Origin of the sequence: Bradyrhizobium ontarionense (assembly GCF_021088345.1) — a bacterium.
Taxonomy (GTDB): Bacteria; Pseudomonadota; Alphaproteobacteria; order Rhizobiales; family Xanthobacteraceae; genus Bradyrhizobium; species Bradyrhizobium ontarionense.
This window is the reverse complement of sequence record NZ_CP088156.1, coordinates 5209450-5222629: the sequence shown is the minus strand read 5'-3', so window position 1 is coordinate 5222629 and position 13180 is coordinate 5209450. Positions and strand designations below refer to the sequence as shown.

Genomic DNA, 13180 nt, shown 5'->3' with positions numbered 1-13180 from the left:
CCAGGGCAGGCGGAGTGTGACGTGAATCCAAGGGAGAAGGCGATGGCGGACGAGTCGCGATCGCGATTGGGGCGAGGGCTCGCAAGCCTGATCGGTGACGTCGGCCGCGAGGCCGGAGCGCCGCCGGAGCGGCCGCGCAATCAGCGCAAGGTGCCGATCGAATTCCTCAAGCCGAATCCGCGCAACCCGCGTCGGACTTTTTCCGACACGGAGCTCGCCGAGCTCTCTGCCTCGATCAAGCAGCATGGCGTGATCCAGCCGATCGTGGTGCGGCCTGTGAAGGGCGCGCCGGACCGTTTCGAGATCATCGCGGGTGAGCGGCGCTGGCGCGCGTCGCAGGCAGCGGGTCTGCACGAGGTGCCGATCGTCCCGGTCGATGTCAGCGACAGCGAGGCGCTGGAGCTCGCGATCATCGAGAACGTCCAGCGTGAAGATCTCAATGCGATGGAGGAGGCGCAGGGCTATCACGCGCTCGCCAACGAATTCCAGCGTAACCAGGAAGATATTGCCAAGATCGTCGGCAAGAGCCGCAGCCATGTCGCCAACATGATGCGGCTGACCAAGCTGCCGACCGAGGTGCAGGGCTTCATCGCCACCGGCCAAATCTCGGCCGGCCATGCGCGCGCGCTGATCAACCTGCCCGATGCGCTGTCCGCCGCGAAAAAGATCATCGCCGAAGGGCTGAACGTCCGGCAGACCGAAGCGCTCGCGCATGACGAAGGCGTGCCGGAGCGCAAGCCGCAGAAGGCGCGCAGCAGCGGCAGCGCGCCCGCGGAAAAGAAGGACGCCGACACGATCGCGCTGGAGAAGCGCGTCGGCGATGCGCTCGGCCTCACCGTGTCGATCAGCCATCGCGATCCCGGCGGCACCGTGCAGATCACCTACCGCAGCCTCGAACAACTTGACGAGGTGATGCGAAGATTGGAGCAGGGCTAGTCGTTGCTTGATGTCGTCGACCGAATGACGATGAGTGAGTCGGCGACTTCCGTTTTAATTTGTTTGTAGGTTCTCTCTACCCCGCCATGGCCGGGCGGACGACGAAGGGTATGGCCGGTGCTTCCTGGTCGCGGCTGCGCAAGGTGATCGCAGGTCTCTCCTGCGTCATTCCGGGGCGTGCGTAGCACGAGCCCGGAATCCATTTCCCGGCAGACTGCGCAGCGCTATGGATTCCGGGCTCGCCGCGCTTGCGCGCGTCGCCCCGGAATGACGATTGAGATTGGGGCCCCGCCTCGGCCGCGGTCTTGGATGTCGCTCCTGAGACAGTCGGGGCGCTCGGCAGCCCGACTACCCCTTTCGCCGTGCGTTCACCGCGATTGACAGCAAGGTCCGTTGCGCGATGGCCGCGGCCAGACCGGGCTGCTTGCGCATGTCGAGGGCCGCGGCGGCGAGCTGGTCGATGATCGGCAGCAGCCGCGCCGGCGAGAAGTTGCGCAGCGCCAGTTCGGCGCTCGGCTTGCGCGAGAAGTGCAGCCGCGGAAAGCCGCCTTCCAGAATGGCCGAGGCCGGCGTGCCCGATGCGACGGCCAGCGCCGATTTGTGCAGCCAGGCGGCATGCCGCTGCGCAGCCGAAATGATGACGCCCGGGTAGGTGCCGGCGATCATGGCCTTGCCGAACTCGGTCTCGACCACGTCCGGCCTGCCGCCGAACGCGCCATCGACGATCGGGTCGAGCTTCATCTCCGAGGCGTCGGCCACCACCGCCATGACATGGTCGAGCGTCACCTCGCCTTCGCCATGCGCGAACAGGGCGAGCTTGCGGAGCTCGTTGCGGGAGGCCTGCCGGTCGCCGCCGAGCAGCGCCATCAAGGACGCGCGGGCGTCCGGCGCAATCCGCAAACCGCCAACGCGCAGCTCTTCGTCGATCAGCCTGGCGAGGTCGCGCTCGGTGTCGGGGTAGCAGCCGATGGCCACCGCCGTCCTGGCCTTCTCGCAGATCTTGCGCAACGGCGACTCGGGCCGGACATCGCCGGCTTCGATGACGATGCGGCAGTCCCGCACCTCCATCTCGCTGAGTGTCTCGACGCCGCTCGCAAAATTGCGTGAGCCCGCGCGGACCCGGATAGCCCGGCGACCGCCGAACAGCGGTACGGTCATGGCTTCGTCGACGAGGCGCGACGGCTCGGCGGCGAGTTCGTCACCATCGAGCCTGACCACGGAAAATGGATCGTCGGGATTGTCGACGGCGGAGGCGATCAGCGCCTCGGCGCGTTCGCGGACCAGGCCGGCATCCGGCCCATAGAGCAGAATGAGCGGCCGAGCGGCGTCCGGTCTGGCAAGGAAGGCGTCGATGTCTTTTCCGCGCAGCGCGACCACGGCGGTTCCCGCCGTGCGTCAGGTGCCCGCGGTGAAATAGGCCGCGAGCCGGGTCTTGATCTTCTCGGCGACCTCCTCGGAGGCGCGATCCTCGGCATCACGGAACGCGCGCTGTCGGGCGAAGCGCTGGTAGGAGCCGGGGATGTCGTAGGACGTGCGGGCGAAGGTCGTTCCGGTCATGACCGACTTGTTGGTGGCCAGCTCGACCAGATTGTACTGGACGTCGACGCCCACATTCTCGGTTGTCGGCAGACCGGTCGTCTGCGAGACGATCAGCGAGGACCGGCTGGTCTGGAACTTCAGCACCAGCTTGTGGGTCGGTGCCGTTCCGGTGGCGGTGCCGTAGAGCTTGAAGGCGAGCGCATTGCGGATCTCGACACCGATTCGAGCCTCGGGGGAGGCATTCGGCTTGTCGACCGGCGGCAGGTCCACGCCCATCAGCTTGTCGCGGAGGCCGGGCGTGCCGTCGGCATGCTCGGCGTACATCGGCTGAAAGCAGCCGGCCGTCAGCCCGGCCAACGCGGCCACGGCAACCAGGCGAGCAGCGATCCGAAACCTAGCCGACGACATTCACGATCCTCTTGGGAACAATGATCACCTTGCGGACGGGCTTGCCATCCAGCGCCAGTTTTACTGCATCGAGCGCCAAAACGGCAGACTCAATTTCCGGATTCTGCGCGTTGCTGGCGACTGTGACTTCTCCGCGCTTCTTGCCGTTGACCTGGACGACCAGCGTCACGCTGTCCTCAACCAGCAAATCTCGTTCGATTTGCGGCCAGGAGGCCTCCGAGATCAGCCCGCTGTGGCCCAGCACCTGCCAGCATTCCTCGGCCAGATGCGGCATCATCGGCGAGAACAGCTGCACCAGGATCCCGGCGGCCTCCCGAATCGCCCAGGCCAGGTCCGGCGCCGGCTCGGCCGGGCGCGCCAGCACGTCGGCCAGCGCGTTGGCGAATTCCCGGATGTGCGCCAGGCAGACGTTGAAATGCAGCCGCTCGATGCCGCCGGTCACCTTGTCGAGCGCGCCATGCGCGGCCTTGCGCAACGCCAGCGCATCGGCGCCGAATTCGGCCGGGCGGGAGGAGGGCGCCGTGCCAATGGCTCCGGATTCGTTGACCAGCCGCCACAGCCGCTGCACGAAGCGCGCCGCACCCTGGACTCGCTCGTCGCTCCAGATCACGTCGCGGTCGGGCGGCGAGTCCGACAGCATGAACCAGCGCGCCACGTCGGCACCGTAGCTCTCGATGATGTCGTCGGGGTCGACGGTGTTCTTCTTCGACTTCGACATCTTCTCGATCGGGCCGACCGTGATGTCCTCGCCGGTCGCGAGCAGCACCGCGCGGCGGCCGTTGCCGCCGACCTCAATCTTGACCTCGGCCGGGGTGACGAAGGTGCCGTCAGCCTTCTGATAGGTCTCGTGGACCACCATGCCCTGGGTGAACATGCCGGCGAACGGCTCGTCCATGGCGACGTGCCCGGTGGCCTTCATCGCGCGCGTGAAGAACCGGCTGTAGAGCAGATGCAGGATCGCGTGCTCGACGCCGCCGATATACTGGTCGACCGGCATCATCCGGTTGGCGACGTCAGGCGTCGTCGGTGCGGCCTCGTTCCACGGATCGGTGAAGCGCGCGAAGTACCAGGACGAATCGACGAAGGTGTCCATGGTATCGGTTTCACGCGTTGCCTTGGCCCCGCATGTCGGGCAGGTGACGTGCTTCCAGGTCGGATGATGGTCGAGCGCGTTGCCCGGCTTGTCGAAGGTGACGTCGTCCGGCAGCACGACGGGCAGGTCCTGCGCCGGCACCGGCACGACATCGCAGGTCGGGCAGTGGATCACCGGGATCGGGCAGCCCCAATAGCGCTGGCGCGAGATGCCCCAGTCGCGCAGGCGGAAATTGACCTGGCGTTCGCCGACCGGCGCACCGGCGCGCTGCTCGCTCTCCAGCCGCTTGGCAACTTCTTCCTTGGCCTGCGCGATCGTCATGCCGTCGAGGAACCGCGAATTGATCATGCGGCCGTCACCGTCGAAAGCCGTATCGGTGATGACGAAGCTCGCCGGATCCTGGCCCTCGGGGCAGACCACCGGCGTGTTGCCAAGTCCGTATTTGTTGACGAAGTCGAGGTCGCGCTGGTCATGCGCCGGACAGCCGAAGATGGCGCCGGTGCCGTATTCCATCAGCACGAAGTTCGCGACATAGACCGGCAGCGTCCAGCTCGGATCGAACGGATGCACGGCCCGGATGCCGGTGTCGAAGCCCTGCTTCTCGGCGGTGTCGATGGCCTCCTGCGCCGTGCCGATCCGCTTGATCTCGGCGATGAACGCGGCGAGCTCGGGATTCTTTGCGGCCGCAGCCTGCGCCAGCGGATGGTCCGCCGAGATCGCCATGAACTTGGCACCGAACAGCGTGTCGGGCCGGGTCGTGAAGATCTTCAACTCGGGCTCGCCCGCAGGCGTCGTCGCCGGGTCCAGCGCGAAGCGAACGAGCAGGCCTTCCGACCGGCCGATCCAGTTGCGCTGCATCAGGCGCACCTTGTCGGGCCAGCGATCCAGCGCGTCCAGCGCGTCCAGCAGCTCCTGAGAGTATTTCGTGATCTTGAACACCCACTGGTTCATCTCACGCTGTTCGACCACCGCACCGGAGCGCCAGCCGCGGCCGTCGATGACCTGCTCGTTGGCGAGGACGGTCATGTCGACCGGGTCCCAGTTCACCTTGCGCTTCTCGCGCTCGACCAGCCCCGCCTGCATGAAGTCGAGGAACATCTTCTGCTGGTGCTTGTAGTAGGATGGGTCGCAGGTGGCGAACTCGCGCGCCCAGTCGAGCGACAGGCCGATCGAGCGCAGCTGCTTCTTCATCGCCGCGATGTTGTCGTAGGTCCAGGCCTTCGGCGCCACCTTGCGCTCGATCGCCGCGTTCTCCGCCGGCAGGCCGAACGCGTCCCACCCCATCGGATGCAGAACGTTGAAACCCTTGGCGCGCATGAAGCGGGCCAGAACGTCGCCGAGCGTATAATTACGGACATGGCCGATATGGATGCGTCCCGACGGATAGGGAAACATCTCGAGTACGTAGTATTTCGGACGCGGATCGTCGTTCTTGGTGGCGAAGATCGCCTTGTCGTCCCACTGGCGCTGCCAGCGCGGCTCGGCTTCACGGGCGTTGTAGCGTTCGGATGTCATGGAATCGCTTATAATTTTCGAGGATTCGCGTCGATTGAAGACGGCGGACTAGGCCACAAAAGCGGCACGCCGGTCAATGGGGCGGCAGATGATGATACCATTTCAAGCATCAACTAAGCGACGGTAATCGCGAGTTTTTTTGATCCCTTTGCCGGGGCTGTCGGAGGTTGGATTGAGGCACGGTTAAGACTTGAATGGGAGACTGAGTGCATAAATCAAGTCCCCAGCCCACATCTTGGATCACTCCGCATCGTGTCCGGCGCTACGTTCGACGAGCTTGATTTCGAGTACGCGACGACTGTCGCGGACAAGGCCATGCAATCCATGGCTCAGCAGCGCGTGCCACCGACCCCCAACAACTTCCATCTCTGGTTCAAGTACTCGTTGGGCTCGGCGTCGGACCTGAAGCGCGCGGTCGACATCCTGGTCAGCAACAAGCGCAAGTTCGACAAGACGACGAACCAGGCGCTGTTCGAGACCTATATCGGTCAGCAGGGCACTGAAGCTGCGGTCGTCCATAAAGTCTCGCAGCAGTTGCATGGCGTGATGGACTCCGCCAAATCGTATCTGACGGCTGCGATTGCCGACAACCGCACGCACATGGAGGCGATTGACGGCGTCGCTGAACAGAGCGAGCAAGGCGTCGATCCGAAGATCCTGATCGAGAATCTCGTCAGCGAACTCGCCCAGGCCACCGCGCGTGCCGCCAAGCTGGAAGCGAGCTTTGCCGAGAAGTCGCGCGAGCTCGACACCATCCGCGATTCGCTCAACAAGTCGGAGCAGCGCGCGCGCACCGATACGCTGACCGGTCTGCCGAACCGCCGTGCTCTCGAAGAGTTCTTCCGTCATGTCCAGATCGAGGCGATGGAGCAGGACGAGCCGCTCAGCATTCTCTTGATCGACGTCGATCACTTCAAGAAGTTCAACGACAATTACGGCCATGGCGTCGGTGACCAGGTCTTGCGTCTCGTCGCCAAGGCCTTGCGCGAGCGCGTGCGCGACAACGATCTGCCGGCGCGCTATGGCGGCGAGGAATTGATCGCCGTGCTGCCGCAGACCGATCTCGAAGGCTGTACGGCGATCGCCGAACGGATTCGCCGCACCATCGCCGACTGCCAGTTCACCCGGCGCTCGACCGGCGAGGTTCTACCGCAGATCACCGTGTCGATCGGAGTGGGGCAATTCCAGTTCGGTGAATCGATGGCCGATCTCATCGACCGCTGCGACCGCGCGCTCTATCTGGCCAAGAAGCTCGGTCGTAACCGCGTGGTCACCGAGCTCGAGCTCGATCGCAAGCTCGCGGTCGGCTGATCGTGGCGGCGATCATGCCGCCTCAGCCGGCGCGTGCCACGGTGCCTCTATCATCCACGACATCGACAAAGCCATGCGCGATCACCATGTTGCGCCCGCGATGCTTGGCGGCATAGAGCGCGGCATCGGCGGCCTCGATCAGATCGGCGGGAGCCATCGAATCATTGGGCAGCGTCGATGCAACGCCCACGCTGACGGTGACGCATTGATGGACCGACGTCGCATGCGGCAGCTCCAGCTCCAGCACCGCGGCGCGCACCCGCTCGCCGACCTCGAGCGCCTGCCTCGCACTCATGCCCGGGAGCAGCAGGCAGAACTCCTCGCCGCCATAGCGTCCGGCAAAGGCCGTCGTCGTGCCGGCGATTCGCGACAGTGTCTCGCCGAGCCGTGACAGGCAGGCATCGCCCTCCGGATGCCCGTAGGTGTCGTTGTAGAGCTTGAAATGGTCGACATCGATCATCAGCAGCGAAAGCTCGCTGCCGGTCTGTTGGGCTCGCGTCCATTCGACGTCGATGCGATTCTGGAAGCCGCGACGGTTGGCGAGGCCCGAGAGCATGTCGATCGAGGCCATGACGGTCAGCCTGTCATTGGCGGCAATCAGCTCGCGCTCGCGCTGCCCGAGCTTGGCGGCCATGGCGTTGAACGATTTGGCCAGCGGCACGAACTCCGACGGCAGGTTCTTGGTCGCGACGCGCGCCGACCAGTGACCATGGCCGAAGCGCTTGGCGGTGGCAGCGAGCATGTTGACGGGCCTGACGATCAGCTTCTCGGCAGCGATCAGCGCGCCGAGCAGCACGATCAGGCAGACCAGGCCCGCCTGCAGATAGGCATTCTGGATCTCGCGGTCGATGGCGGCGGTCACGCGGGTTTCATCGATGCTGACGATCAGGCGTGACCCGGTGTCGGCGAGCCGCGTGAAGGTGATCGCGCGCTTGGAGCCGTCCGCAGCGGTAAACGACACCGTGTCGGTCGACTTGGCGGAGCTCATCGCGGTCTCCGCCACCGCCGACAACAAGGGTACGCTGTCGAGCGGCCGCCCGATCAGCTCGGTGCGGTCGGCCGGCGCGGCCAGAACGGTTCCCTCACTGTCGATCAGCACGGCCGTGATGCCCGGACGGCCGCCAAGATTGCTCATGATCTTGGACATCCATTCGAGATTGACGCTGGCCAGCATGACGGCGTCTGGTTCACCCGTAATCGCGCCGACGGGATAGGCCGCCATCACGATCGGGATATGGGCGGGCTTTGCCAGCAGATAGTCGCTGAAAACGAAGTCGCGTGATTCCTGGGCGGCCCGGAAATAGGGCCGGTCGCTGAAATCGAGCCCGACGTATTGGTTGTTCGTCGAGCATTGGATGCGCCCGTCCCGGCCGGCGATCATCAAGGTGCGGATCCAGGGCAGCGTTGCCGGCAGGCTGGCACGCATCATGTCGCAGCTGCGGCTCACGCCGGTGGCCGACGCGCGGACATAGGCGGTCGACTTCAGCACCGTCTCCACGGACATGATGACTTCGCGCTGCATGTCGGCGCTTTGCCGGGCGAGGCCGAAGAATTCTTCGGAGGCGAGCGCGATCTGCCGGGTCCGGGTGCTTTCCAGCGACCGTGCGCGTTCCAGCATCAGTGGTGCGACCAGAATCACGGCCAGGAGCGCGAGACGCGCGCGGATCCCCAAAAGCCGGTTCAGCTTCACTCTATTGCGATTGAACCGGATGCTTGGCATTTCTTTCCCCTACCCCGGTCGTGCAAGGTATGGGGAAGGGTTCAAGAACCCTTTCTCGAACTCCGTAAAATTGCAGCCAACCCCGCAAATCTACCGGACTCACGGACACCATCGTGCCAGACCCATCGAAGCCCTTAACCTCGTCTTCACCCTCCGCGCTCGCCGCCGTTGAGCAGGACATCCTGCGAGCCTGCAGCGATGCCAAACGCGATCGCGCCGAGGTCACGCTGATTGCGGTCTCGAAGACGTTCGCCGCAGATGCCATCACGCCGGTGATCGCGGCCGGACAGCGCGTGTTCGGTGAAAATCGCGTTCAGGAAGCCAAGGCGAAATGGCCGGAACTGATCGCCGCGCATCCTGGCATTCAGCTGCATCTGATCGGGCCACTGCAATCCAACAAGGCCAAGGAGGCGGTGGCGCTGTTCGACGCCATCCATTCGGTGGATCGGTCGAGCCTCTGTGCCGCGCTGGCCAAGGAGATCGCGGCCCAGAACAGGCATCCGCAATTGTTCGTCCAGATCAACACCGGTGAGGAACCGCAGAAAGCCGGCATTGCGCCCGCTGACGCTGATGCCTTCCTCGCGGCGTGCCGCAACGATTACGGGCTCCGGATCTCGGGCCTGATGTGCATCCCGCCGGTCGACCAGGCGCCCGCGCCGCATTTCGCGCTGACCGCCAAGATCGCCGCCCGCAATGGTCTGACGGATCTGTCGATGGGCATGAGCGCCGACTTTGCGACCGCGATCCAGTTCGGCGCCACGCATGTGCGCGTCGGATCGGCGATCTTCGGACACCGCTGATTCGCCTAGTTGAGGACGTTTCGTCATTGCGAGCGGAGCGAAGCAATCTAGATCGTCTTCCTGGCCATGGATCGCTTCGCGGCGATCGCGATGACGGCGTCCCTCATTCGAACGTCACGGACACGCGCCCCAGATCGCCGAAATCGACCTCCATCGCATCGCCGCTGTCAATCGGCAGCGGCGGATGACAGGTGCCGGTCGTCACGACCTGCCCCGCCCGCACCGGCACGCCGAGCCCACGCAGCTCGTTCACCAGCCAGGCGAGCGCCACCCGGGGATCGCCGAGCACGTTGCGGCCATGGCCAACGAACGTCTCGCCGCGGAGCGTAATGCGTGGCCGCTCCTCGATCAGATCCCGCCCCCGCCAGTCGGCGGCGCTGGGCGCGCCCAGCACGAACAGATGCGCACAGGCATTGTCGGCGATCAGTTGGGCCTCGCCTGCGGTGACGAAATCGGCGAACCGCGAATCGGGAATCTCGATCGCCGGATGCAACGTATCCACCGCGCCGAGCACTTCGACGACGTCATAAGGTGTTGGCCGCGGCAGCAGGTCCGTCCCCATGCGAAAGGCGAATTCCGGCTCGGCGACGCGCATCGCGTTGCCGGCCATGACGGCGGTTCCGCCGTCAGGTCGCACCGTCTCCGCCAGGATCCGTCCGGCCATCGGCCCGGCCACATTGATGTGCCGCTGCCCGGCTTCGCTGGTGGCTGCGATCTTCCAGCCGAACAGAGGCTTGCGCGATTGCCTCTCGACCTCCGCCTGGATTGCGTAGCCCTCGGTGCGGTCGCGCGGCCGCAGGTCCGGCGGCAGCGCCGCCAGTTTACGGCCTTCGCGCCAATGCTCACACAAAATCGCCGAGGCGCTGGTCGGCTGGTCCGGCGCGCCCATGGTGCTCGCTCCCGTTGATCCCTACGCGATGACGATCCTGGTGCGCGGCCCGATCCTTTGCAACAGCCGCAGTATTGCCGGCCGGGTCATGGCCACGCAGCCTGCGGTCGGACCGAAATTGGGGCGCGCCAGATGCAGGAAGACGGCGCTGCCGCGACCGGCGATCCGGGGGTACGTGTTGTGGTCGATCTCGATGATGAAGTCGTAGAGGTGATCGTTGCGCGCCAGCCGGTCGCCGGGCTGGCCGCCACCGAGCTTGACGGGCTGGTTGTAGTGCCGGTCGCGGGGATCCTCGCACCAGGCGTCGTTCCGGTCGATCAGACGGACCGGCAGGAACGTGCGCGGCCGTGGATGGCGGTCGGCCCGCCACCACAGCCGGAGCGGCCGGAATGTCCCCCGCGGCGTGCCACCGTCGCCCTCTCGTTTGTTGGCCAGGATGCCGCCGCGGCCGAGGGCGACCGGGATGACGTGCCCCCAGACCTGGAGCCATCCACGCTGCCGGGACCCCGCAGCGGTGCGAATCGAGATCAGGGATGCTTGCATGCCACGCGGTGCCCTTCATAACGATATGAAATAACGTGCCTTTTCACGGCCATGTGCTGCCCGGTAATTGCCTTAATGTCGGCAAATGGTCTGCCGCACGGAGCGAACAGGACATTCATCTCAATCCCTGGCCAAATCTGGAGTAGAGTGCCAGGCGCTTGTGAATCGGTAACAGCCCCCTACTTCAAGACGAAACAGGGATGATGAGCCTGTTTGCCCACCGTTGAAGGCGCCCTTCACCTGATCCCGCCGGCGCCACCAAGAGGATTGTATCAATGGCCAATGCCCGCAAGATCCTGATCGTGGACGACGACACCGATCTGCGCGACACCCTGATGGAGCAGCTCTCGCTGCATGACGAGTTCGAAGCCCAGGCCGTCGATACCGGCGCCAAGGGCGCCAGCGCGGCAAAGGCCAATTCGCCTGATCTGGTTCTGATGGACGTGGGCTTGCCCGATACCGATGGCCGCGAAGTCGTGCGCAGCTTGCGCAAGGGCGGCTTCAAGGCCCCCATCATCATGCTGACCGGGCATGACACCGATTCGGACACGATCCTGGGGCTCGAGTCCGGCGCCAACGATTACGTCGCAAAGCCGTTCCGCTTCGCCGTGCTGCTGGCCCGCATCCGTGCCCAGCTGCGGCAGCATGAAGCCAGCGAAGACGCGGTGTTTTCGGTCGGCCCGTACAGCTTCCGGCCCGGCTCGAAGATGCTGACCGGGGCGAATGCCCGCAAGGTCAGGCTGACCGAGAAGGAGACGGCGATCCTGCGCTTCCTCTATCGGGCCGGCCAGCAGCCGGTGTCGCGCGAGACCCTGCTCCAGGAGGTCTGGGGCTACAATTCGGGCGTGACCACCCATACGCTCGAAACGCATATTTACCGTTTGCGGCAGAAGATCGAGAAAGATGCCGCCAATCCAGAGATTCTCGTCACGGAGGCCGGTGGCTACAAACTGGTGCCGTGATACGTTCGGGGATGGCGGTCAGCCGTTTATGATACTTGTTCCATTCTGCCTTCCCCGGGCCCTTGATGTCGATCGAAGACGATATTGCGCTGCTGGAGCGTGTCCCGACGCTGCGTCTGTTGGGGAGCGATTCGTTGCGCATGCTGGCGATCGGCTCCGAACAGCGTAACATCCAGGGTGACGAGGCGTTGTTTCGCGAGGGCGACACGGCCGACTGCGGCTATGTCGTCCAGCGCGGTGCGCTGCGCGTCAACGACGAGGGCGGCGCCGAGATCGTCGCCTACCCGGGCATGCTGATCGGCGAGCTGGCGCTGCTGGTCGAGATGCGCCGGCCGGCAACCGCGACGGCCCTGGAGTATTCGACCGTTGTGCGGATTTCCCGCAGCCTGTTTCAGCGTGTGCTGGAGAGCGATGCGGTCGCGGCGCGCCGGCTGCGCGAGGAATTCGCCAACCGCGCGAACAGGATTGCCAGCGACATCCTGACCGCCGGCGCCAAGCTGACATCGTGATGCGGCATCGCCGCCGTACGTCTGCAGTTGTTTCGGCGGGCGCGCGAGGCGGTCCTCCGTTCGGCTCGACCACACCTAAACGTCGAGTGTGACCGTGACCGGCACGTGATCCGACGGCCGCTCCCAGCTCCGCGCATCGCGCAGGATGCGGAAGTCGGTGACCGAATCCTTCAACGCGCGCGATACCCAGATGTGGTCGAGCCGCCGGCCGCGGTCGCCGACGGTCCAGTCGGCGGCGCGATAGCTCCACCACGTATAGACCTTCTCAGCCATCGGGATGCGCTCGCGCGCGACGTCGACCCATTCGCCGTGGGTCTGCGCCGCAAGCAGCTTCTCGCATTCGATCGGCGTATGCGAGACCACCTTCAGGAGCTGCTTGTGCGACCAGACGTCGTTCTCCTGCGGCGCCACGTTGAGATCACCGACCAGGATATGACGATCGTCGCCGCGCGGATGCAGCGGCTCGCACGCCTTCATTTCATCGAGGAATTGCAGCTTATGCTCGAATTTCGGGTTGAGCGCCGGGTCGGGGATGTCGCCGCCGGCCGGCACATAGAAATTATGCAGCACCAGCGGCCGCGCCAGCTGCGCCTTCTCTCCGAACGACACTGAGATGTGACGGGAATCCACCTTGTCGCAGAACGTCCGGACATTGGTGTTCTCGAACGGCAATTTCGAGATCACCGCGACGCCGTGATAGCCCTTCTGCCCGTTCAGCGCGACGTGCTCGTAGCCGAGCCGCTTGAAACGCTTCAGCGGGAAGGCATCGTCGATGCACTTGGTTTCCTGCAGGCACAGCACGTCGGGCCTTGCCTGCTTGATGAACTTGGCGACGAGGTCGATGCGCAGGCGCACCGAGTTGATGTTCCAGGTGGTCAGGACGAGACGCATGAGGATTGCGTCATAACACGGATTGCGCCGGCGTCAGCGGCTCAGCCCGGACCAGGCGTACCGG

General features: G+C 64.9%; 12 protein-coding genes. 5 read left to right on the top strand and 7 right to left on the bottom strand.

The features are described from left to right. The first annotated feature begins 42 nt into the window (after positions 1-42). Positions 43-936, top strand: a complete 894-nt coding sequence (locus LQG66_RS23110; RefSeq protein WP_231317970.1) for a ParB/RepB/Spo0J family partition protein — start codon at positions 43-45, stop codon at positions 934-936. A 348-nt stretch (positions 937-1284) separates the two neighbouring features. On the opposite strand, the gene holA is transcribed toward LQG66_RS23110, so the two are convergent. The 3 genes from holA to leuS are packed head-to-tail and all read right to left on the bottom strand — an operon-like array spanning position 1285 to position 5491. Next, positions 1285-2313 carry a DNA polymerase III subunit delta gene (gene holA, locus LQG66_RS23105; RefSeq protein WP_231317969.1) on the bottom strand — a complete coding sequence of 343 codons (1029 nt, stop codon included), beginning with the start codon at positions 2311-2313 and terminating at the stop codon, positions 1285-1287. A gap of 18 nt (positions 2314-2331) precedes the next feature. Then, complete coding sequence (gene lptE, locus LQG66_RS23100) at positions 2332-2883, bottom strand: LPS assembly lipoprotein LptE (RefSeq protein ID WP_231317968.1); 552 nt, start codon at positions 2881-2883, stop codon at positions 2332-2334. Beyond that, positions 2870-5491, bottom strand: a complete 2622-nt coding sequence (gene leuS / locus LQG66_RS23095; protein WP_231317967.1) for a leucine--tRNA ligase — start codon at positions 5489-5491, stop codon at positions 2870-2872. Before leuS ends, lptE begins: the two co-directional genes overlap by 14 nt. Before the next feature lie 324 nt (positions 5492-5815). On the opposite strand from leuS, the gene LQG66_RS23090 reads away from it, so the two are divergent. Continuing rightward, positions 5816-6802: a GGDEF domain-containing protein gene (locus tag LQG66_RS23090; RefSeq protein WP_231327902.1), complete on the top strand. Its 987-nt coding sequence runs from the start codon at positions 5816-5818 to the stop codon at positions 6800-6802. A gap of 22 nt (positions 6803-6824) precedes the next feature. Here LQG66_RS23090 and LQG66_RS23085 read toward each other — a convergent pair whose 3' ends face one another. Further along, positions 6825-8522 carry a sensor domain-containing diguanylate cyclase gene (locus LQG66_RS23085; protein WP_231317966.1) on the bottom strand — a complete coding sequence of 566 codons (1698 nt, stop codon included), beginning with the start codon at positions 8520-8522 and terminating at the stop codon, positions 6825-6827. 110 nt (positions 8523-8632) lie between these two features. Between LQG66_RS23085 and LQG66_RS23080 the strand changes: the two genes are divergently transcribed. Next, positions 8633-9322: a YggS family pyridoxal phosphate-dependent enzyme gene (locus LQG66_RS23080; protein ID WP_425601353.1), complete on the top strand. Its 690-nt coding sequence runs from the start codon at positions 8633-8635 to the stop codon at positions 9320-9322. A gap of 103 nt (positions 9323-9425) precedes the next feature. On the opposite strand, the gene LQG66_RS23075 is transcribed toward LQG66_RS23080, so the two are convergent. Beyond that, entirely contained in the window at positions 9426-10211 is a 786-nt protein-coding gene (locus LQG66_RS23075; RefSeq protein ID WP_231317964.1) for a 2-keto-4-pentenoate hydratase, read from the bottom strand. A gap of 21 nt (positions 10212-10232) precedes the next feature. Then, positions 10233-10754 carry a L,D-transpeptidase family protein gene (locus LQG66_RS23070; protein ID WP_231317963.1) on the bottom strand — a complete coding sequence of 174 codons (522 nt, stop codon included), beginning with the start codon at positions 10752-10754 and terminating at the stop codon, positions 10233-10235. 275 nt (positions 10755-11029) lie between these two features. On the opposite strand from LQG66_RS23070, the gene LQG66_RS23065 reads away from it, so the two are divergent. Further along, the gene (locus tag LQG66_RS23065; protein WP_006612692.1) at positions 11030-11716 is read left to right on the top strand and encodes a response regulator transcription factor; all 687 of its coding nucleotides are present in this window, start codon (positions 11030-11032) and stop codon (positions 11714-11716) included. Positions 11717-11781: 65 nt separating this feature from the next. Then, positions 11782-12225: a cyclic nucleotide-binding domain-containing protein gene (locus LQG66_RS23060; RefSeq protein WP_231317962.1), complete on the top strand. Its 444-nt coding sequence runs from the start codon at positions 11782-11784 to the stop codon at positions 12223-12225. Positions 12226-12300: 75 nt separating this feature from the next. On the opposite strand, the gene LQG66_RS23055 is transcribed toward LQG66_RS23060, so the two are convergent. Next, the gene (locus LQG66_RS23055) at positions 12301-13116 is read right to left on the bottom strand and encodes an exodeoxyribonuclease III (RefSeq protein WP_231317961.1); all 816 of its coding nucleotides are present in this window, start codon (positions 13114-13116) and stop codon (positions 12301-12303) included. Between the last annotated feature and the right edge of the window lie 64 nt (positions 13117-13180).